Annotated in this window: 21 protein-coding genes and 1 riboswitch; of the genes, 8 read left to right on the top strand and 13 right to left on the bottom strand. The window is 73.1% G+C overall.

Features of this window, described 5'->3' with window-relative positions:
* Position 1: 1 nt before the first annotated feature.
* Positions 2-1,363, bottom strand: a complete 1,362-nt coding sequence (gene egtB, locus L2C96_RS08610) for an ergothioneine biosynthesis protein EgtB (RefSeq protein WP_237335785.1) — start codon at positions 1,361-1,363, stop codon at positions 2-4.
* Positions 1,360-2,613, bottom strand: a complete 1,254-nt coding sequence (locus L2C96_RS08605; protein WP_237335784.1) for a glutamate-cysteine ligase family protein — start codon at positions 2,611-2,613, stop codon at positions 1,360-1,362. Before L2C96_RS08605 ends, egtB begins: the two co-directional genes overlap by 4 nt.
* Before the next feature lie 167 nt (positions 2,614-2,780).
* Between L2C96_RS08605 and L2C96_RS08600 the strand changes: the two genes are divergently transcribed.
* The 5 genes from L2C96_RS08600 (at position 2,781) to L2C96_RS45025 (ending at position 8,648) form a co-directional block, all read left to right on the top strand.
* Positions 2,781-3,374: a TetR/AcrR family transcriptional regulator gene (locus L2C96_RS08600; protein WP_237335783.1), complete on the top strand. Its 594-nt coding sequence runs from the start codon at positions 2,781-2,783 to the stop codon at positions 3,372-3,374.
* A 191-nt stretch (positions 3,375-3,565) separates the two neighbouring features.
* Positions 3,566-4,897: a hemolysin family protein gene (locus L2C96_RS08595; protein ID WP_237335782.1), complete on the top strand. Its 1,332-nt coding sequence runs from the start codon at positions 3,566-3,568 to the stop codon at positions 4,895-4,897.
* Positions 4,894-5,937 carry a hemolysin family protein gene (locus tag L2C96_RS08590; protein WP_020418469.1) on the top strand — a complete coding sequence of 348 codons (1,044 nt, stop codon included), beginning with the start codon at positions 4,894-4,896 and terminating at the stop codon, positions 5,935-5,937. Before L2C96_RS08595 ends, L2C96_RS08590 begins: the two co-directional genes overlap by 4 nt.
* Positions 5,937-6,800, top strand: coding sequence for a 3-methyladenine DNA glycosylase (locus L2C96_RS08585; RefSeq protein ID WP_237335801.1), 864 nt, complete (start codon positions 5,937-5,939; stop codon positions 6,798-6,800). Before L2C96_RS08590 ends, L2C96_RS08585 begins: the two co-directional genes overlap by 1 nt.
* Before the next feature lie 816 nt (positions 6,801-7,616).
* Positions 7,617-8,648 (top strand): substrate-binding domain-containing protein, encoded by a 1,032-nt coding sequence (locus tag L2C96_RS45025; protein ID WP_020418471.1) that lies wholly within the window; start codon positions 7,617-7,619, stop codon positions 8,646-8,648.
* 15 nt (positions 8,649-8,663) lie between these two features.
* Here L2C96_RS45025 and L2C96_RS08575 read toward each other — a convergent pair whose 3' ends face one another.
* Complete coding sequence (locus L2C96_RS08575) at positions 8,664-9,434, bottom strand: helix-turn-helix transcriptional regulator (RefSeq protein ID WP_020418472.1); 771 nt, start codon at positions 9,432-9,434, stop codon at positions 8,664-8,666.
* A gap of 125 nt (positions 9,435-9,559) precedes the next feature.
* On the opposite strand from L2C96_RS08575, the gene L2C96_RS08570 reads away from it, so the two are divergent.
* On the top strand, positions 9,560-9,922 hold the full coding sequence (locus L2C96_RS08570; protein WP_020418473.1) for a nuclear transport factor 2 family protein: 363 nt from the start codon (positions 9,560-9,562) through the stop codon (positions 9,920-9,922).
* A 161-nt stretch (positions 9,923-10,083) separates the two neighbouring features.
* Positions 10,084-10,185, bottom strand: a riboswitch (glycine riboswitch).
* Positions 10,186-10,227: 42 nt separating this feature from the next.
* On the opposite strand, the gene L2C96_RS08565 is transcribed toward L2C96_RS08570, so the two are convergent.
* From L2C96_RS08565 to L2C96_RS08535, 7 genes are all read right to left on the bottom strand, one after another.
* The gene (locus L2C96_RS08565) at positions 10,228-10,794 is read right to left on the bottom strand and encodes a MerR family transcriptional regulator (RefSeq protein ID WP_020418474.1); all 567 of its coding nucleotides are present in this window, start codon (positions 10,792-10,794) and stop codon (positions 10,228-10,230) included.
* 350 nt (positions 10,795-11,144) lie between these two features.
* Complete coding sequence (locus L2C96_RS08560; RefSeq protein WP_017988091.1) at positions 11,145-11,618, bottom strand: bifunctional nuclease family protein; 474 nt, start codon at positions 11,616-11,618, stop codon at positions 11,145-11,147.
* Between the two features lie 248 nt (positions 11,619-11,866).
* On the bottom strand, positions 11,867-12,619 hold the full coding sequence (ftsR, locus tag L2C96_RS08555; RefSeq protein WP_039791535.1) for a transcriptional regulator FtsR: 753 nt from the start codon (positions 12,617-12,619) through the stop codon (positions 11,867-11,869).
* Complete coding sequence (gene garA, locus L2C96_RS08550; RefSeq protein WP_017988089.1) at positions 12,616-13,080, bottom strand: glycogen accumulation regulator GarA; 465 nt, start codon at positions 13,078-13,080, stop codon at positions 12,616-12,618. Before garA ends, ftsR begins: the two co-directional genes overlap by 4 nt.
* A 104-nt stretch (positions 13,081-13,184) precedes the next feature.
* Positions 13,185-13,568, bottom strand: a complete 384-nt coding sequence (gene gcvH, locus L2C96_RS08545; protein WP_027935938.1) for a glycine cleavage system protein GcvH — start codon at positions 13,566-13,568, stop codon at positions 13,185-13,187.
* A 57-nt stretch (positions 13,569-13,625) separates the two neighbouring features.
* The gene (clsA, locus tag L2C96_RS08540) at positions 13,626-14,237 is read right to left on the bottom strand and encodes a cardiolipin synthase ClsA (protein WP_020418478.1); all 612 of its coding nucleotides are present in this window, start codon (positions 14,235-14,237) and stop codon (positions 13,626-13,628) included.
* 456 nt (positions 14,238-14,693) lie between these two features.
* Complete coding sequence (locus tag L2C96_RS08535; RefSeq protein ID WP_027935939.1) at positions 14,694-14,891, bottom strand: hypothetical protein; 198 nt, start codon at positions 14,889-14,891, stop codon at positions 14,694-14,696.
* Between the two features lie 155 nt (positions 14,892-15,046).
* Here L2C96_RS08535 and L2C96_RS08530 point away from each other — a divergent pair, with 155 nt between their 5' ends.
* Positions 15,047-15,499, top strand: coding sequence for an RAD23 family protein (locus L2C96_RS08530; protein WP_237335781.1), 453 nt, complete (start codon positions 15,047-15,049; stop codon positions 15,497-15,499).
* A 34-nt stretch (positions 15,500-15,533) separates the two neighbouring features.
* On the opposite strand, the gene L2C96_RS08525 is transcribed toward L2C96_RS08530, so the two are convergent.
* Both L2C96_RS08525 and L2C96_RS08520 read right to left on the bottom strand, forming a co-directional pair.
* Positions 15,534-17,237, bottom strand: a complete 1,704-nt coding sequence (locus L2C96_RS08525) for an AMP-binding protein (RefSeq protein WP_237335780.1) — start codon at positions 17,235-17,237, stop codon at positions 15,534-15,536.
* A gap of 11 nt (positions 17,238-17,248) precedes the next feature.
* Positions 17,249-18,091: a crotonase/enoyl-CoA hydratase family protein gene (locus L2C96_RS08520; protein WP_237335779.1), complete on the bottom strand. Its 843-nt coding sequence runs from the start codon at positions 18,089-18,091 to the stop codon at positions 17,249-17,251.
* A gap of 80 nt (positions 18,092-18,171) precedes the next feature.
* Here L2C96_RS08520 and L2C96_RS08515 point away from each other — a divergent pair, with 80 nt between their 5' ends.
* On the top strand, positions 18,172-18,999 hold the full coding sequence (locus L2C96_RS08515) for an alpha/beta fold hydrolase (protein ID WP_237335778.1): 828 nt from the start codon (positions 18,172-18,174) through the stop codon (positions 18,997-18,999).
* Here the strand turns inward: L2C96_RS08515 and cobA are convergent.
* A complete protein-coding gene (cobA, locus tag L2C96_RS08510) occupies positions 18,987-20,216 on the bottom strand; it encodes a uroporphyrinogen-III C-methyltransferase (RefSeq protein ID WP_020418484.1) in 1,230 nt (409 codons plus the stop codon). The genes L2C96_RS08515 and cobA overlap by 13 nt on opposite strands.
* Positions 20,217-20,238: the final 22 nt, after the last annotated feature.

Raw genomic sequence — 20,238 nt, 5'->3', positions numbered from 1 at the left:
GTCAGGCCCGCTCGCCCGGCGCGGCGTCCCGCGCGCAGCGGAACCCGGCGAAGATCTGCCGCCGGATCGGGTAGTCCCAGTTGCGGAACGTGCCGCGCACGGCCGCCGCGTCGGTGCCGAACGAACCGCCGCGCAGCACCTTGTACTCGGGCCCGAAGAACACCTCCGAGTACTCCCGGTACGGGAACGCGCGGAAGCCCGGGTAGCCGGCGAAGTCGGTGCTCGTCCACTCCCACACGTCGCCGATCAGCTGGTGCACGCCGAGCGCCGAGGCGCCCTTCGGGTACGCGCCGGCAGGGGCGGGCGAGAGGTGCCGCTGGCCCAGGTTCGCGTGCTCCGGCGTGGGATCGTCGTTGCCCCACGGGTACCGCCGGGACTCCCCCGTCGCCGGGTCGAACCGGGCGGCCTTCTCCCACTCCGCCTCGGTGGGCAGCCGCTTGCCCGCCCACCTGGCGTACGCCTCGGCCTCGTAGTAGGACACGTGCACCACCGGCTGGTCGGCGGGCACCGGCTCGTGCACGCCGAAGCGGACCCGCCACCAGCCGTCCGGCTCGCGGCGCCAGAACCGCGGCGCGGTGATGTCGTGCTCGGTGCGGTAATCCCAGCCCGCCGCGCTCCACAGCTCACGCCGGTCGTAGCCGCCGTCTTCGAGGAACTCCACGTACGCGCCGTTGGTCACCGGCACGGTGTCCAGGTAGAACGCGGCCACGTCGACCTCATGGGCCGGGCGCTCGTTGTCCAGCGCCCACGGCTCCAGCGACGTGCCCATGACGAACGGGCCGGCCGGGACGAGGACCTCGCCCGGCAGTGGCCCCGACCGGGCGGGCGGCGGCGCGGGCGCGTGCAGCACCGGATCGCCCTTGCGCAGCTGGTGGGTGGCCAGCATGGTCTCGTCGTGCTGCTGCTCGTGCTGGGTGATCATGCCGAAGGCGAACCCGGCCTCGGTGAGCGGGCGGCCGGTCATCGGCGCGCGCTCCAGCACGTCGAACGCCTTGGCCCGCACCTCGGCGACGTAGGCGCGCGCCTCGGCCGGCCCCAGCAGCGGCAGCGACGGCCGGGTGGCGCGCGGGTGCTGGAACGCGTCGTAGAGGTCGTCGATGTCGGGCCGCAGCGGCTCCCGGCCGCCCACGTCCCGCACCAGCCACAGCTCTTCCTGGCTGCCGATGTGCGCGAGGTCCCACACCAGCGGCGACATCAGCTTCGAGTGCTGGCGGACGAGGTCGTCGTCGTCCACCGCGGCGGTCAGCGCCGTGCTGCGGGCCCGCGCCCGCTCCAGCGCGGCGGCCGCGCGGGAACGCAGGGCCTCTTCGGACAGTTCACGCACCGGGTTCGGCGCCTCGGTCAACGGCGGCACGCCGGTCATTTCGTCCCCTCCCCGGCGTGCGCGAGCCGCTGCACGCCTTCGCTGATCCGGTTGACGGTCTCCTCGGTCAGGTCGGTGCGGGCCAGCTCGGCGCACCCGAGGTCGGCGACCTCGCGCGCCACCGCCGCTATCCGCGGGTCGGCCATCCCGGCGCGCGCGGCGCGCTCCCACTCACCGTCGACGGGCGCGCACACCTCGCGCACCCGGTCCACTGTGGAGGGACGGTCGAGCAGGGCGGTCAGCAACGCGACCGGGTGCAGCCAACGGTCCCGTGGCTGGGCGTCGAGGTAGCGGACCTCCAGGTAGCCGTGCGGCCGCACCGGGGTGAACATCGTGGTCAGGTGGTAGTCCAGATCGGCCACGGTCGGCCGCCGCAGGACCCGCCCCGCGCCGCGGCCGGCGGCCCAGTCGGCGAAGGTGAGGCCGTCCGGCGCGTCCCACGGCCCCTCGCCCCGCCGCACCACCAGCAGCGGGGTGTCCATGATGCGGCGCGACCAGCTCGCCGCCGGGTCCGGGCCGCACGCGGCGGCCGCGGTCCGGCACGCTTCGGTGGCCATCACCGCGAGCCAGCGGGCCGACGCCGCGCCGGTGTCCCGCCCCGCGTGCCGCCGGGAGTTGGCGAACAACGCGAGCAGCGGCGGGCCGAGGGCGTGGACGGCGGCCCACCTGGCGGCGAACGAATCGGCCTCCCCGGCGTCGACGCAGACCTGCAGGCCGGCGGTGCTGCACATCATCGTGACGCCGCCGTCGCCCATCGGGGCGAACCGGCGTTCCATCGCGGCGTAGCGGGGGGTGTCCAGCAGCCGGGCCGGGGCGCGGTGGGCGTCGATGCCGTCGTCGCGCAGGACGAACCCGTGGCGGGCGAGCAGTTCGGTGAGGTGAGCCAGATCGGCGGCCACCGCGTCGGCGAGCTCGCGGAGCGAGGCCTGGGGCAGGGCGGAGATCTCCACCTGGCCGCCGGGTTCGAGAGTCAGGGGCGAGCCGGCGGGCAATGGCCTGGCCGGGCTCTCGGGACTGAGGGTGCGCGGGGCGTGCGGGCCGAGCGCACGGGCGAGATCTGCACGGTCGAGTGGTCTTCGCGGGTCTTGCGCGTAGTGCACGGTGTACTCGAGCTCCACGCCGAGCAGGCGCGGTGGCCCGTGCTTGAAGCACACGGACGCCACGTACGCCTCGCCCTCGGCGCGGTCGGAGACCACCTTCGCCGCCACCGCCCCGCCGGGGGCGGGTGACGTGGGCCGGACCGCTGTCATGTCGTGTCCAATCGCCGGGGATCACTCGCTTTCGGACGCTACACGCGGGCACCGACAATTTTCAGGGTTGACCGGGGCCGTTCCCGGCTACCGGCAAGACATCCGTAAGGATTGCAGTAAGTACGTACGGTTTGCGAAAGCCGGGCTCGCGGTGTCAGGATCTAGCCATGCCCCGGGTCAGCCAGGACCACCTCGAAGCGCGCAGGCGCCAGATCCTCGACGGATCCCGTGTCTGCTTCGCCCGGTACGGGTACGAGGGTGCCACGGTGCGCAGGCTGGAGGAAGCGACCGGGCTGTCCCGCGGCGCGATCTTCCACCACTTCCGCGACAAGGAGTCGCTCTTCCTCGCCCTCGCGGAGGAGGACGCGGCCCGGATGGCCGACGTGGTCGCGCAGCAGGGCCTGGTGCAGGTGATGCGCGAACTGCTCGCCGAGGGCAGCGACCACCCCGCGGACTGGCTGGGCACGCGGCTGGAGGTCTCCCGGCGGCTGCGCACCGACCCGGAGTTCCGCGGCCGCTGGGCCGAGCGCTCACAGCAGCTGACCGCCGCCACGCGGCAGCGCCTGCTGTGGCAGCGCCAGGCCGGCAACCTCCGCGACGACGTCGACGTGGACGTGCTCACCGCCTACCTGGAGCTGGTCCTGGAGGGCCTGGTGTCGCACCTGGCGATGGGCCTGCCCGCCGACGACCTCGGCCCCGTGCTCGACCTCGTGGAGGAGAGCGTGCGGCGGCACCGGGTGCGCGCCTCGGCCGACTCCTGACACGCTCACCAGCGCCGACGCCCTCGTCCGGCCGCCCGGTTCGGGTATCATGGCGCACACGTTTCCAGCCATTCCCAAGGAGTGACTTCTTTCGTGCGCGACGCGCAGTCACCTGGTGACAGTACGAAGCCGGGTGGCGAACCCGGCGTTCCCGAGCACCTCCCCGGCCCGGTTCAGGACCGTGACGGCCGATGATGGAAGTGCTCCTCTCCGTTCTCGGAGTCGTTTTCTTCGTGTTGCTGACGGTCGGCACCGGTCTCGCGGTGGCCGCCGAGTTCTCCCTCACCGCGCTCGAGCGCAGCACCGTCGAGGCGCACGTCCGCCAGGTCGGTGACAAGCGGGCCCGCACCGTCCGCAAGGCGCATTCGACGCTGTCGTTCCAGCTCTCCGGCGCGCAGGTCGCGATCACGCTGACCACCCTGGTCACCGGGTACGTCGCGGAGCCGCTGATCGGCAACCTGGTCCGCCCGCTGCTCACCGCCGCCGGACTGTCCGAAGGCTTCGCGGGCGGCGCCTCGCTCGTCATCGCGCTGCTGCTGGCCACGATCCTGTCGATGGTGCTGGGCGAGATGGCGCCCAAGAACCTGGCCGTGGCCAAGCCGCTGGAGACCGCGCGGGCCGTGATGGGCTACCACTCGCGGTTCTCGGCGCTGTTCCGCTGGCTGATCACGCTGATGAACAACAGCGCGAACTGGCTGGTCCGCAAGTTCGGCATCGAGCCGCAGGAGGAGCTGCGCTCGGCGCGCTCCCCGCAGGAGCTCGGCTCGATCGTGCGCACCAGCGCGGAAAGCGGCACCCTCGACACCTCGACCGCGCGGCTGCTGGACAAGTCGCTGCGCTTCGGCGACCGCACCGCGGAGGAGCTGATGACCCCGCGCGTGCAGGTCGAGTCGCTCACGGTCGGCGACACGATCAACGACCTCGTGGAGCTGTCCCGGCGCACCGGACACTCCCGTTTCCCGGTCTACACCGAGGACCTGGACGACGTGCAGGGCGCGGTGCACGTGAAGCAGGCCTTCACCGTGCCCGCCGCCGAGCGGGCCACCACCCGGATCGCCTCGATCATGCGCCCGGTGCCCACCGTGCCGGAGTCGCTGCCCGGTGACGCGCTGCTGTCCCGGCTGCGCGACTCGCGCTTCCAGGTGGCGATGGTCGTCGACGAGTACGGCGGCACGGCCGGCCTGGTGACGCTGGAGGACGTGGTCGAGGAGATCATCGGCGACGTCCGCGACGAGCACGACACCGGCGAGGCGCCGTCCTCGCAGCAGGTCGGCTCCGACACCTGGCTCGTGTCCGGCCAGCTGCGCGCCGACGAGGTCACCGAGGTCACCGGGTTCCGGATGCCCGACGGCGACTACGAAACCATCGCCGGCCTGATGCTGGAGCGGCTCGGCCGCATCCCCGACCCCGGTGACTCCGCCGAGGTCGACGGCTGGTGCCTGACGGTGTCCGAAATGGACCGGCTGCGCATCGCCGAGGTGAGCCTGCGGCCGCTGGCCGGGCGGACGGAGGTGGCGCGGTGAACGACTGGCTCGCGATCTTCCTGATCGTCGTCCTGCTGCTGCTGAACGCGTTCTTCGTGGGCGCGGAGTTCACCCTGATCTCCTCGCGCCGCGACCGGCTGGAGGCCCTGCTGGAGCAGGGCAAGACCCGGGCGCGGATCGTCATCAACGCGAGCAGGCACGTGTCGCAGATGCTCGCCGGCGCCCAGCTGGGCATCACGATCTGCTCGCTGATCCTCGGCCGCCTCGGCGAACCCGCGGTGGCGCACCAGCTCGAAGGGTTGTTCGGGCTGCTCGGCCTGCCGGACGTCGTGCTGCACACGGTGTCCTTCGCGATCGCGCTGGCGTTCATCACGATCCTGCACGTGCTGATCGGCGAGATGGTGCCGAAGAACCTCGCCATCGCCGAGCCGGAGCGGCTGGCGCTGTGGCTGGTGCCGATCCACGTCGCGTGGGTCAAGCTCGCCAACCCCTTCATCTGGCTGCTCAACGCCATGGCCAACGCGCTGCTGCGGCTGGTCCGGGTCGAGCCCAAGGACGAGCTGGAGACCGCCTACACCTCCGACGAGCTGGCCGAGCTGCTCTCCGAATCCCGCCGCGAGGGCCTGCTGGAGCAGTCCGAACACGAGCGGCTGAGCCAGACGCTGTCGTCGGTCGAGAAGACCGTCGCCGACGTCCTCGTGCCCACCGCCGAGCTGACGACGCTGCCGAGCACGCCGACGGTGGGCGACGTCGAGGAAGCGGTCTCGTCGACCGGCTTCTCGCGGTACCCGCTGCGGTCGGCGGGCGGCGAGCTGATCGGGTACCTGCACGTCAAGGACGTGCTCGACCAGATCGGCGAGGCCCCGGGGAGCCGGGTGCCCGCGGACAAGACGCGGCCGCTGACCGACCTGCCCGCGCACGCCCGCCTCGACGAGGCCCTGTCCGCGATGCGCCGCGAGGGCAGCCACCTGGCCCGCGCGCGCGGCGCGGACGGCACGATCATCGGCGTGGTCGCCCTGGAGGACCTGGTCGAGGAGTACGTGGGCACGGTGCGCGACGGGACGCACGTGACGGCGTGATGCGGGTTCTGGCCGAGGACGAGTGGCGGGCCCGGCAACGCGAGCACGCCGCGCGGGTCCGCCGCTGGACCGGGCCCTACCAGGAGCGCCGGTCGCGGGGCGAGAAGCACCCGGTGCACGACTTCCTGTTCCAGTACTACCCGCACCGCCCCGCGCACCTGGAACGGTGGAGCCCGGGGCCGGGTGTGGTGCTGGCGGGGACTGCATCGGAGTTCCTGGCGCGGCCGGAGTTCCGGGAGACGGCGGACGGCGTGGTGCTCGGTGAGCTCCCCGCCAAGCGAGTGCCGACGGTGCGGGCGTTGCTGGTGCTGCTGGAGGCCACCGCGTCCCGGCCGCCGCGGCTGAACTGTTTCGGGCTGCACGAGTGGGCGATGGTGTACCGCCAGGCGCCGGGGCAGGTGCGGCACAACCAGCTGCCGCTGCGGCTGGGCACGGCCGGCACCGACACTGTCGTCGAGTCGCTGGAGCTGCGCTGCGGGCACTACGACGCGTTCCGGTTCTTCACCCCGCCCGCACGGCCGCGCAACGCGCTGGAGCCGTCGCGGGAGCGGCAGGTGGAGCTGGAGCAGCCGGGGTGCCTGCACGCGAACATGGACCTGTACCGGGCGGCGTTCAAGCTCGACCCGTTCGTGCCGTCCGAGCTGGTCGCGGACTGCTTCGAGCTGGCGGTGGAGATCCGCGAACTGGACATGCGGGCGAGCCCGTACGATTTGTCGGGACTGGGCTACTCCCCCGTGCGGATCGAGACCGCGCGGGGGCGGGCGGAGTACGCGCGTGCCCAGGCGGCGTTCGCCGCCAGGGCGGAACCGCTGCGCGCTCGGCTGATCGAGCACTGCCGGACGCTCCTCGCACAAGGGCAGTAACGCTCAGTCCTGCGATTTTCTTGGGTTCATCACGTTTCGCTAACGACGGACCCCTGTTAGGGTGAACGTCGTTTGTCGGAGCGCACGGAGAGTTGAGGAAGAGCACGCATGGGGCGACACAGCAGGGGCGACGACCCCGCTCACGGCCGTCCTGAGGCTGGGGAGCCGACGGGGTACCGGCAGGCGGCGCCGCGACCGGGCGAGGCCGTGGGCGCGTTCCCGGTGGATCCCCGCTCGGCGAGCGGGTACCAGCACGTGCCCGGCGGTGCCCCTGGCGATGGTCCCGGCGGCGTGGTCCCTGGTGCTCCCCACGGTGTGGCCTCTGGTGCTCCCCACGGTGTGGCCCCCGGTGTTTCCCACGACGCGACCCCTGGTGGTTCCCGCGGCGTGGCCGCCGGTGTTCCCGCGGGTGGCCGGACTCGCCCCGTTGAGGCGGGCAGTCGCCGCGCAGGCGGTTTCGCCGCGCCCGGTGAGACGACCGGCAGCCGCCGCGCTGTGAACTCCGGCTTCGGCGGGTCCCGCTCGGTGGCGGCCCCGGGCGAGGCGACCGGTAGTCGCCGGACGGTCGGCGCCTCCGAGTCGACTGGCAGCCGCCGCGCTGCGGGGGCCGCTGAAACCACCGGCAGCCGCCGGGCAGTCGGCGCCGCCGAATCCACCGGCAGCCGCCGCTCCCTGGGTGCCTCCGAGTCCACAGGTAGCCGCCGGGCCGAGGGGGCCGCTGAGTCCACCGGCAGCCGCCGCGCCGTCGGCGCCTCCGAAACCACCGGCAGCCGCCGCGCCGTGGGTGCCTCCGAGTCCACAGGTAGCCGCCGGGCCGTGGGGGCCGCTGAGTCCACCGGCAGCCGCCGCGCGGTCGGCGCCTCTGAAACCACCGGCAGCCGCCGGGCGGTCCGTGCCTCCGAGTCCACCGGCAGCCGCCGCGCGGTCGGCACCTCCGAAACCACCGGCAGCCGCCGCGCCATCAGCGCCTCCGAAACCACCGGCAGCCGCCGCGCCATCAGCGCCTCCGAAACCACCGGCAGCCGCCGCGCCATCAGCGCCACCGAGACCACCGGCAGCCGCCGCGCCATCAGCGCCTCCGAAACCACCGGCAGCCGCCGGGTGGTGGGTGAGTCCAGTGGCTACCGGCGCGCGGGCGAGGGCACCAGCACCCGCATCCTGGCCGTGGACGGCCGCCCCCAGCTGGGCCGCCGCCGGGCCGGGGCCGGCGAATCCACCGGCTCCCACCGGGTCGCGCCCGGCGAGGCCACCGGCTCGCACCGCGTGCTCGGCGAGGCCAAGCGCGGCATCGCGAAGTGGCCGATCGTCGCCGGGGTGTTCGTCGTGCTCCTCGTGCTCGGGATCCTCGGCTGGGGCTGGGCGGACAGCATCGTCGCCAACCGGGCCGAGGCCCAGGCCAGCGCGTGCGCCGAGGGCGACTCCAACCTCAGCGTCGTCGCCGCCCCGTCGGTGGCCCCCGCGGTGACCGCCGCCGCCGAGCGGTGGAACCAGGCGAAGACCGTCGTGCACGCGCACTGCGTCCACGTCCAGGTCCAGGCCATCGACGACCAGCGCGTCCTGCTGGCCCTCACCGGCCGCGGCAACCTCGACTCCATCGGCGGCCAGCCCGCCGTCTGGATCCCGGAGACCTCGGCGACGATCACCGAGCTGACCACCGCGCGGCCCACCCTGCTGACCTCCCCGGCCGAGCCGCTCGCCGCCAATGCCCCCGCGGACTACCCCTGCGCGGTGCTCACCGCCGAGGACGTCGACGAGGTCCAGCAGCGCGCCTCCCAGCGGTTCCGCAACTACCTCCAGGAACCGGCCCAGCAGGCCGACTTCACCCGCCTCCTCCACCCCGGCGCCTAGTGCAGGACACCGCGGTCACGCCGGCCGTCCGCCGGTGAGCGCCTCGCGCGTGGCCGCGTCGGCCGGGTAGAACGACTCGATCACCAGCTCGGCCAGCGTCACGTCCAGTGCGGTGCCGAAGGTGGCCACCACGGACAGCAGGGTCAGCTCGGCGTCGCCGCGGCGCAGCCGCACCGGCACGAACACCGAGCCGGCCGGCGCCTCGTCCACCGGGTCGTCGCACGGGTACCCTCTCACCTCGGCCAGCAGGCCGGCCAGGTCGGCGTCGCCGGTGATCTCCACCTGCCGCCGCAGCCTGCCGAGCAGCTCGGCCCGCCACTGCCCCAGATTGATCACGTGCGGGGCGAGGCCGCGGGGGTGCAGTGCGATCCGCAGCACGTTCGCGGGCGGTTCCAGCAGCGCGGGGTCGACGAGGTCGGTCAGCAGCGTGATGCCGCTGTTGCTCTCCACCAGGTCCCAGTTGCGGTCCACGACGACGGCCGGGTACGGCTCGTGCCCGGCGAGCAGGTGCCGGACGGCGTCGAGCGCGGCGCCCAGGTCGGGCAGCGGGGTCTCGGGGAAGACCGGCGCGTAGCCGGCGGCCAGCAGCAGCCGGTTGCGGTCCCGCAGCGGCACCTCCAGCCGCTCCCCCAGGCGCAGCACCATCTCCCGGCTCGGCCGGGACCGGCCGTTCTCCAGGAAGCTGAGGTGGCGCGTGGAGATCTCGGCGGACAGGGCGAGGTCGAGCTGGCTGAGCCGGCGGCGTTCCCGCCACTGCCGCAACTGCTCGCCAACGGGGCGCTGCATGGTCGTCACCCGTGCGAAGTTACGGGGCGCGCGCACGGCGCCGCCATTACCTCCCGCGTAATCGACGGGCCGCGCGATCCGGGCGATGGTGATCAGGTCACACCGACTCGATCAGGAGGAATCCGATGACCGACTACACCGCTCTCGCCCAGGCCTACATCGACGTCTGGAATGAGACGGACGGGGACAAGCGCCGGGCGCTGGTGGAGGAGCTGTTCACCCCGGACGCCACCTACACCGACCCGATCGGCGCGGTGCGCGGCACGGCCGCGATCGGCGACTTCGTCGGCGCGGCCCAGGCGCAGTTCGCGGGACTGGAGTTCAGCCTCGGCGGCACCGTGGACGGCCACCACGACCAGGCCCGGTTCACCTGGCACCTGGGCGCGCCGGGCGCCGCGGAGCCGCTCGTGATCGGCTTCGACGTCGTGGTGGTCGAGGACGGCCGGATCGGCCAGGTGCTGGGCTTCCTGGACAAGGTGCCCAGCTGACGCGGATCCGCCGACCGGCCCGGAACCCCCAGTTCCGGGCCCTCCCCACTCTGTCGTGCCCCGTGAGGGCGCCTGAGAGGTTCACCCGAGTGTTGAGCCGGGTTTGCACCTTCGGCGGGGCCGGACGAAGTTGTGCCCGTCGGCCCGCTTTCCAGAGGCGTCTCGTCCGCGCGGTCCAGGGTGCCTGAGAGGTTCCCGGGGAGGCTTTGCTCCTTCGGCGCCGGGCGCGCTGGTGGTGGCCCGGTCTCTCCCGCGCGGCTTCGGCGACCGCGCTCAGTACCCTACTCCCCGGTTCGGGGAGACGATCACCCGGTCCGGCGTGCGTTGCGGCGCTGCGTGAGTTCGTCCGGAACGACCGGTTCGACCTCGCCGCCGTCGGCGCGCTCGGCCGGGAACTCGTGGATCGTGCCGCTGATCTCCTGCATCGGGACCTTCACCGCGATGCCGAACACGCCCTGGCCGCCCTGGAGCAGATCCACGATCTCCTCCGGCGAGGTGCACTCGTAGACGGTGGTGCCGTCCGAGACCAGGGTGACTTTCGCCAGGTCGCGCGCCCCGCGCTTGCGCAGGTGCTCGACGGCGACACGGATGTTCTGCAGCGAGACGCCCGTGTCGAGTAAACGCTTGACGATCTTGAGGGCGAGGATGTCCTTGAACGAGTACAGCCGTTGCGAACCCGAACCGTGCGCCGTGCGGATGCTCGGCGCGACCAGCCCGGTGCGCGCCCAGTAGTCCAGCTGCCGGTAGGTGATGCCGGCGATCTGACAGGCCGCGGGACCCCGGTATCCGACCAGCTCGTCAGGCAGGGACGAGTCCGGGAAGAGCTCACCCTGCTCCCCGGGCACGACCTGAACCGGCCTTTCGTCGACCACGCATGCCTCCCCTCGCCCGGCCGTGCGGCCGGTCGAAACAAGCACCCGGGGCCCTGGAGTAGGACCCGCGGCAGTGGCAAACCGCTCTGGTGCCCCAGTGACCGCGCCGCGGCCGAATCACACCGAAGCGATTTACCGCCATCGACGGTATGCGCGGGCGCGCGCCCGGTCAACGCGACGCGCGGCCACGCCTCGACGCAGTATGGAGAGTTGATCGGTGAAGACGCCCCGACCACGGTTACCCGGCCGGGTAATTTTCGCCGCGGAGGGCCCCGGAACGCGCCGAAGGGGCCCTCCCGGCCGGTGCTCGAGCCGGGAAGACCCCTTCGGCGCCGCCGGAGGCGGGGCGGTCAGGTGTCCGCGCCGCGGAAGTCCTCCGGCGAGACGGATTCGAGAAATTCGCGGAACTTCTCGACCTCGTCCTCCTGCTCGTCCGGGATGATCAGCCCGGCCTCGTCGAGCACCGCGTCCACCGCGTGGATCGGCACCCCGACGCGCAGGGCCAGCGCCACCGAGTCGCTCGGCCGCGCGGAGACCCGCACGTTGCCGTCGAAGACCAGTTCGGCGAAGAACGTGCCTTCGCGCAGGTCGGTGATCACGACCTGTTCGAGCTCGCGGCCCAGCGCGCCGATGACCTCCTTGAGGAGGTCGTGGGTCAGCGGGCGCGCGGGGCGCACGCCCTGCTGCTCGAGTGCGATCGCGGTGGCTTCCACGGACCCGATCCAGATGGGGAGGTACCGCTCACCCTGCGCCTCCCGGAGCAACAAGATCGGCTGGTTCGCGGGCAACTCGACCCGCACGCCGACGACGCGCATTTCGCTCATCGGGCTTCGCCTCCCTCTCGTGTGCGCGGGCCGCGGCGCTGGTCCGGGGACCCCGCATCGACATCTCCGACGCTACCCGCCATCCCGGCGCCGTGCTCGTTCGCGGGGACTGGGTGGCAGTCGCGTGGACCGTTCCGGCAAATCCATCACCAACGGTACGGCATCGGCGGCTCGCTGCGGAGTCCCGAAACCATGTCATTACCGTCGCGACCCACGACCAGCGGAGATCCAGAACCGCACCGCCGGGCTCACCCGCCCGTCACGTCCCGGATGCCCGCTTTGACCAGCAGCGTGTGCAACGTCACGGACAGTGCCGCCAGCTGCCGCGCCAGCTCGTCCGCCCGCGCCTTGGCGTCCGGGTCACGCTGCCGCGACACGGGCGCGACGATCTGCTCGAGCAAGCCGACCTCGCGGTCCGCCGACGCGCGGAAGGCACGCAGGTGCCGCGGCTCGATGCCGAACTCCGTCATGGCGCGGACCGTGCGGGCCACCAGCACCGCGTCCGGGTCGTAGAACCCGGCCGCGCCGGGGCGGATCAGGCCGTACTGCTCCAGCTCGGCGAGCAGGGAGCTGTCCACGCCCGCCTCGGCGAGCAGGTCCTCCCTGGTGAGCCGGACGTCGCGGCCCGGCGCGAAGTCGTCGGGCCGGGGCAGCCCGTCCCCCGGACCCGGCGCCGCCGGGATGGGGACCAGCTTGCGCGGCAGCCTGCCGCCGAGGCCCTGGCCGTCGGACAGACCGCGGTCGGCGGCGTCGAGCTGCTCCTTGATGACCTTGAGCGGGAGGTAGTGGTCCCGCTGCGCGGCCAGCACGAACCGCAGCCGCTCGACGTCCGCCGCGGAGAACTGCCGGTATCCGGACGCGGTCCGGCCCGGGCGGACCAGCCCCTCGGACTCGAGGAACCGGATCTTGGAGATGGTGACATCGGGAAAGTCCGGGCGCAGCTGCGCCAGCACCGCCCCGATGCTCAGTCCATCACGCTGTGGCCGCCCGGCAGCCGTCACCGCGCCCCCTGGCCCCCGTGCCCCGGGCCGGTCAGGAAGACCAGGCGGAACTTGCCGATCTGCACCTCGTCACCGCCCGCGAGCACCGCCTGGTCGACCGGCTCGCGGTTCACGTAGGTGCCGTTCAGGCTGCCCACGTCGATGACGACGAACTCCCCGCCCTCGCGACGGAACTCCGCGTGGCGGCGGGACACCGTGACGTCGTCGAGGAAGATGTCGCTGTCCGGGTGGCGCCCGGCGCTCGTGGTGTCCCGGTCGAGCAGGAAGCGCGAACCGGCGTTCGGGCCCCGCTTGACCACCAGCAACGCCGTGCCTGCCGGCAGCGCGTCGACACCGGCGACCGAAGGCTCCGGCGTCGGCGCCTCCTGACCCTCCACGTCCGCCAGGAAGTCGGCCCGGAAGACCGAGGTCCGCTCCGGAGACTGCTCCGGGGGAACGCCGGGCCCGTCGTTGGTGCTCACCTGAGCTCTCCTCACCACTGATGTGTCGCTGGCTGAAAACCTGTGGCTGCCAACGTACCGTGCCTGATCGATTCGGCCCCCGCGGCTCCCCCCAAAACGCGGTCCTAGCCTGCGGTCAGCCGGTTGTAGGCGTCGGCGTCGAGCAGCCCCGCCACGGCGTCGGCGTCGCTCACCCGGATCTCGACGAGCCACCCCTCGCCGTAGGGGTCGCTGTTGATCAGCTCCGGCGAGTCGCTCACCGCGTCGTTGACGGCGACGACCTCGCCGTCGACCGGGGCGAACAGCTCGGACACGCTCTTGGTCGACTCGACCTCGCCGAACGGCTCCCCCGCGGTCACCGCCTTGCCGGCCTCGGGCAGGTCGACGAACACCACGTCACCCAGCTGGTCCTGCGCGTACTCGGTGATCCCGACCCGGACCACGTCCCCGTCACGGGTGGCCACCCACTCGTGCTCCTCGGTGTAGCGCAACTCTTCTGGCGCGGACACTCCACGTCCCCTTTCCTGCCCCGGCTCGCGGGTCTTTCGCGATGCTCGCGCGAAGTCTTACATCCGCGCGCCCGCTCTGGCACGCCGGACCGCCCAGAAGGTCTGCAGCAGGTACAACGCGCCGGACCACACGTACAGCACGGTGCCCCACGCGGTGAAGGAATAGGCGATGGGCCGGGCGATCGCGGCCGCGGTCGAGCCGCCCTGCGTGAGCAGCAGGAACGGGAAGGCGTACATCAGCACGAAGGTCGCGGCCTTGCCGATGTAGGTGACCTCGGGGGGCGCGTAGTCGTTGCGGCGCAGCACCAGCAGGGCCACCCCGACCAGCAGCTCACGCCCGACGAGCACCGCGACGAGCCACCAGGGCACGATGCCGCGGACCAGGAAGGCGATCAGCGTGGCGACGATGTAGAGCCGGTCGGCGGCCGGGTCGAGCAGCTGCCCGAGGCGGCTCGTCTGGTCCAGCCAGCGCGCGAGCTTGCCGTCCAGCCAGTCGGACAGGCCGCTGAACACCAGCAGCGCCAGGGCCCAGCCGTCGGCCCGCGGGCCCAGCAGGAGCCACAGGAACACCGGGACGCCCGCGAGCCGCAGCAGGGACAGCAGGTTCGGCACCGTCCACGCCTGGCGCAGCAGGCTGGGCTCGGCCGTCTCGGCGCGGGGTTCGATCACGAGGTAACCCTAATCGGTGGGGCTGGGGCGGGTTCACCCTCGGAGTGGCGGTGCCCGGTGGTTGTGGCGACGACCGGGGCCCGGCGGTTCGGGCCCGGCGGCTCGGGCCCGGCGGCTTGGGCCCGGCGGCTTGGGGCTGGCCGGTTCGGGAAGCGGGCTCGGCCCCGCCGGGCCGACGGCGGCCGTGGAACCAATCGGGGCTTGCGGCCCGTGCCCGCAGCAGACGGGCGAGGCGCTCGGCCCGCGACCGCTCGTGGAACCCGACCGGGCTCGCGGCCTGTTCCCGCAGTCCGACCCGGGCTCGGGGTCGCTGCCCGCGGGCCGCCAACGGCGAGCAACCTCGGCAACCGCGCATACCCGGCCTCGCACCTCGGCGGTAGGCCGGGCAGCCGGGCGAGACCCTCGGCCCGCGGCCGCTCTCGGAGCCCGGCTCCGCCGGACCTCGCGCGCGGGGTGTCAGCCCGCGCGGCGGTGCGTCCAGCCGCGGCGGCGGAGTTCGTCGCCGGTGAGGGTGAGTGGGCGGCCCAGGTGGTCGGTGCCCACCCAGCGCAGGGTCCCGGCCCCCGCCTCGAGGACGTACGGGCGGCCCTGGCTCCACACGACGGAGCAGGGGGCGGTCGGAAGCGGATCCGTCTCGGTCTCGGTGCTCAACACGACTGTGGTGTCGCGCGAGGCGGGCGAAGTGTTAGCCGCCTGCCAACTATTCACCCGGCCGGTGGATCATCGTCCACAGTGGAGCCTCGCCGGGCGCGTCCTGCCTGCGATTTCGCCGAAGCCACGGTACTTTCCCGCCGAGGAGGCAACCACTGATGACCGCACCCCGCCGCGTCCTGCCGCTGCTGCTCCTGTCCGCCGGCGTCCTGGCCGGCTGCTCCGCCACTCCCGGCGTCGCACCCCAGACCAGCGTCCCCGCGAGCGCTCCCGTGAGCACCGAGGCGAGCACGGCCACCCCCGCGCCGAGCACGTCGCCCACCACGACCGGGGCACGCGCGGACGGCTGCGGCACCGTGCCGGCCGCGAGCGGCCTGACCCTGCAGGTCATGGAGACCACGACGAGCAGCCTGAGCTGCGGTCAGGCCACCGACCTGGTGACCCGGTTCCAGCGGGCGATCGCCGGGCGGCAGCCCGCCGGGTCGGGCCGTCCGGTGAGCGAGACCGTCGACGGCTGGCTGTGCGTCTCCGGCCCGCCCGCGTCCCAGGGCGGCACCACGTGCAGCCGCGGCGAGGACACCGTCTTCGCCCGCGTCACCGAAGCGGAGTAGCCGCCCCCGGCCGCGAACCGGGGGCGGCCCGCGCTCAGCCCTTCAACCCCGGGAAGTCGTCCTCGCGGAACTCGCCGGCCGGACGGGAGTCCGGCGCGGCCTGTTCCTTGCCGCGCAGCTCGACGCGGCGGATCTTGCCCGAGATCGTCTTCGGCAGCTCGGCGAACTCCAGCCGCCGGATCCGCTTGTACGGCGCCAGGTGCTCCCGGCAGAACGCCAGGATGCTCTCCGCCGTGGCCGCGTCCGGCTCGTGCCCGGCCGCGAGCACCACGTAGGCCTTGGGCACCGCGAGCCGGATCGGGTCCGGCGCGGGCACCACCGCGGCCTCGGCGACCGCCTCGTGTTCGAGCAGCACGCTTTCCAGCTCGAACGGCGAGATGCGGTAGTCCGACGCCTTGAACACGTCGTCGGTGCGGCCGACGTAGGTGATGTAGCCGCGCGCGTCGACCGAGCCGACGTCGCCGGTGTGGTAGTAGCCGCCGCGGAACGCCTCCGCGGTCCGCTCCTCGTCGTCGGCGTAACCGACCATCAGCCCCACCGGCCGCTCGGTCAGGTCGAGGCAGATCTCGCCCTCCTCGGCTGGCTGCCCGCTCACCGGGTCGACCAGCACGACCTTGAACCCGGGCACCGGGCGGCCCATCGACCCGGACTTGACCTCCTGGCCGGGCGTGTTGGCGATCTGCACGCTGGTCTCGGTCTGCCCGAACCCGTCCCGGATCGTGACGCCCCACGCCTTCCGGACCTGGTCGATCACCTCCGGGTTGAGCGGCTCGCCCGCGCCGACCACCTTGACCGGCGGCGTCTCCAGCGCGCCGAGGTCGGCCTGGATCAGCATCCGCCACACCGTCGGCGGCGCGCAGAAGCTGGTGATCCCGCACCGCTGCATCTGCGCCATCAGCGCGCCGGCGTCGAAGCGCGTGTAGTTGAACAGGAACACCGTCGCCTCGGCGTTCCACGGCGCGAACACGTTGCTCCACGCGTGCTTCGCCCAGCCGGGCGAGGAGATGTTCAGGTGCACGTCGCCGGGTTCGAGCCCGATCCAGTACATCGTGGACAGGTGCCCGACCGGGTACGACACGTGCGTGTGCTGCACCAGCTTCGGCTTGGCGGTGGTGCCGGAGGTGAAGTACAGCAGCAGCGGGTCGCTCGCGGCGGTCGGGGCGTCCGACGTGAACGATTCCTCCGCGGAATAGGCGTCGGCGAAGGAGTGCCAGCCCTCGGCCCGCTCCCCCACCGCGATGCGGGTGTAGTCGCCGGCGACGTCGGCGAACTTCTCGACGTCCGCCGACCGGACCACGACGTGCCGCGCGTTGCCGCGGTCCACGCGGTCGCGCAGGTCGGCCGCGCCGAGCAGCGTGGACGCCGGGATGATCACCGCGCCGAGCTTGATCGCGGCGAGGATCGTCTCCCACAGCTCGACCTGGTTGCCGAGCATGAGGATCAGGCGGTCGCCGCGGCGGACGCCGAGGCCGCGCAGCCAGTTCGCGACCTGGCTGGAGCGGCGGGACATCTCCGGGTAGGTCCAGCGGCCCTCACCGCCGTCCTCCTCGACGATCCACAGCGCGTACTTCTCCGCGTTGGCCGGATCGGCGGCGACCACGTCGAACCAGTCCAGCGCCCAGTTGAACTCGTCCAGTTCCGGCCAGGCGAACTCGCGGTAGGCGGTGTCGTAGTCCTCGCGGTGCGCGAGCAGGAAGTCGCGCGCCTCGCGGAACTGCTGGTGAGCGGCGTTGCTCATGGCCTTGCTCCTCACTCGCCGGTGAACTCGGGCGCCCGGCGCTCCATGAACGCCCGCACCGCTTCCTGGATGTCCTTGCTGGGCAGGAAGGCCGCGTTCCAGGTGGAGACGTAGCGCAGCCCGTCGCTGACCTGCCGCTCGGTGTTGAGCGAGAGCACCTCCTTGACGCCCTGCACGACCAGCGGCGGGTTGGCGGCGATCTCGCGAGCCAGCTCGTCGGCCGCGGCCAGGACCGCGTCCTGGTCGGCGTACACGTCGTTGACCAGCCCGATCCGCTCCGCGCGCGCGGCGTCGATGTCCTTGCCGGTCAGGGCGAGCTCACGCAGGTGGCCCTCGCCGATGATCCCGGCCAGCCGCTGCAGGCTGCCCAGGTCCGCCACGATCGCGACCTTCGCCTCGCGCACGCTGAACTTCGCGTCCGCGCTGGCCAGCCGCACGTCCGCGGCCGCGATCACGTCGACGCCGCCGCCGATGCACCAGCCGGACACGGCGGCGATCACCGGGGTGCGGCACTCCGCCACGGCGGTGACGCTGTCCTGCAGGACCCGGATCTCGCGGAGGAACTCGGTGCGCGGCCCGGCCAGGGCGTCGCCGGCGAGCAGCGGCGCCCAGCCGCCCATCATCGCGGGCAGGTCGAGGCCGTAGGAGAAGTTCTTCCCGCTGCCGGTCAGCACGATCGCCCGTACCGCGGGATCGCCGTCCAGGGTGCGGAACACGATCGGCAGCTCGCGCCAGAAGTCCGGGCCCATCGCGTTGCCCTTGCCCGGCCCGAGCAGGGTCACGCGGGCGACCGGCCCGGTTCGCTCGACGGCGAGCGAGACCAGGTCCGGGAGCTTGTCGGCGGTGTCAGTCATGCGGCCATCTTGACGCATCCGGACACGATCCCGCGCACAAGCCTGTGCGGGGACGCCCGGCGGGTGGTTTCCTGATCGTCATGCTGACCCGTCCCCTGGAGACCACCGGACTGGCCGCCGCGTTCACCTTCGAGGGCCACCGCCTCTGCTACACCGAGTTCGGCACCGGCGACCGCGTGGTCGTGCTGGCCCACGGCCTGATGTTCACCCGGCGGATGCACGCGCCGCTGGCGCGCGGGCTGGCCGCCGAGGGGTTCCGGGTCGTCACGCTGGACCTGCTCGGGCACGGCGACTCCGACCGGCCGCGCGAGTCGTGGCACTACTCGATCCCGGCGTTCGGCGACCAGGTGCTGGCGCTGCTGGACCACCTGGACGTGGACCGGGCCGTGGTCGGCGGGACGTCGCTCGGCGCGAACGTGGCGCTCGAGGCGGCGGTCAAGGCGCCGGAGCGGCTGCGCGGGGTCGTGGTGGAGATGCCGGTGCTGGACAACGCGATCGTCGCCGGGCTGCTGGCGTTCACGCCGCTGCTGTTCGCGGCGCGGTTCGTGCCGTTCGGGGTGCAGGCGGTGGCGAAGGTGGCCGGCCTGGTGCCGCAGGGCAGCCAGTGGGTGGACGTCGTCACCGACACGCTCGACCAGCGCCCGGCGTCGATGGCGGCGCTGCTGCACGGCGTGTTCTTCGGCCGGATCGCGCCGCCGCGGTCGGTGCGCAAGCGGATCCAGGTGCCCGCGCTGGTGATCGGGCACCAGCGCGACCCGGTTCACCCGTTCGGCGATGCCGACACGCTGGCCGCCGACCTGCCCGCGGCGGAGTTCGTGCAGGCGCGCAGCCCGGTCGAGCTGCGGTTCGACCCGCAGCGGCTGACCGCGGCGATCCTCGACTTCGTGCGGCGCTGCTACCGGAGCTGATCCGGCAGCAGGCCGGCGACCGGGCCGATCACGATCACCGCGGGCGGGCGCACCCCGGCGGCCTTGGCGTCCTCGGCCGCGGTGGCCAGGGTGAAGCGGTGCACCCGCTGGGTCGGCATGGTGCCGTTCTCCACGACCGCGACCGGCGTGTCGCCGGGGCGGCCGCCGTCGAGCAGCGCGGCGGCGAACTGGCCGAGCCGTTCCACACCCATCATCAGCACGATCGTGCCGCGCAGCTTCGCCAGGGCCGACCAGTCGGTCAGGGAGCTCTCGTGGTCCGGCGCGACGTGCCCGGACACCACGACGACCTCGTGGGCGACCCCGCGGTGGGTGACCGGCACCCCGGCCGCCGCGGGACCGGCGATCGAGCTGGTGATGCCCGGCACCACCGTCACCGGCACGCCCGCCTCGGCGCACGCGAGCAGCTCCTCGAAGCCGCGGCCGAACACGTACGGGTCACCGCCCTTGAGGCGGACCACGAACTTGCCCGCCTTGGCGTGCTCGATCAGGGTGGCGTTGATGAAGTCCTGGCTGGCGGCGCGGCCGTAGGGGATCTTGGCGGCGTCCACGACCTCGACGTCCGGGTGCAGCTCGTCGAGCAGCTCGCGCGGGGCCAGCCGATCGGCGACCACGACGTCGGCGCGGGCCAGCAGCCTGCGGCCCTTGACGGTGATCAGCTCCGGGTCGCCGGGGCCGCCGCCGACGAGCGCGACACCGGGCAGCTCGGCGGCGTCGGGCGGGGTGATGTCGTCGGCGATCGCGCCGGTGTGCAGGGCCTCGACGATGTTGTCGCGCACCGCAGCCGAGCGCAGCGGCTGGCCGCCGGAGAGGACGCCCACGACCAGCCCCTCGTGGCGGCCGACCGCGGCGGTCACGGCGGTGCCCTCGATGCCGGCGTCGGCGCGCACGCAGAAGATGCGGCGCCGCTCGGCCTCCGCGCAGACCGCGGCGTTCACCTCGGGGTCGTCCGTGCAGGCGAGGGCGTACCACGCGCCGTCGAGGTCGCCGTCGGCGTAGCGGCGCTGGTGCCAGACCACCTCGCCGGCGTCGATCATGCCGCCGACGGCCGGGGTGGTAGACGGCGAGATCAGCTCGACCGCGGCGCCGGCGCTGATCAGGCGGGGCAGTCTGCGCTGGGCGACGGTGCCGCCGCCGACGAGCACCACGCGCCGCCCGGCGAGGTCGAGGCCGACGAGGTAGTGCTGGTCTTCAGGCATGCGGACAAGCATGCCTGCTGGG

Origin of the sequence: Amycolatopsis tucumanensis (genome assembly GCF_021654135.1) — a bacterium.
GTDB classification, from domain to species: domain Bacteria; phylum Actinomycetota; class Actinomycetes; order Mycobacteriales; family Pseudonocardiaceae; genus Amycolatopsis_E; species Amycolatopsis_E tucumanensis.
Note: the sequence above shows the minus strand (reverse complement) of the source record. Positions and strands in the feature narration are given on the sequence as shown.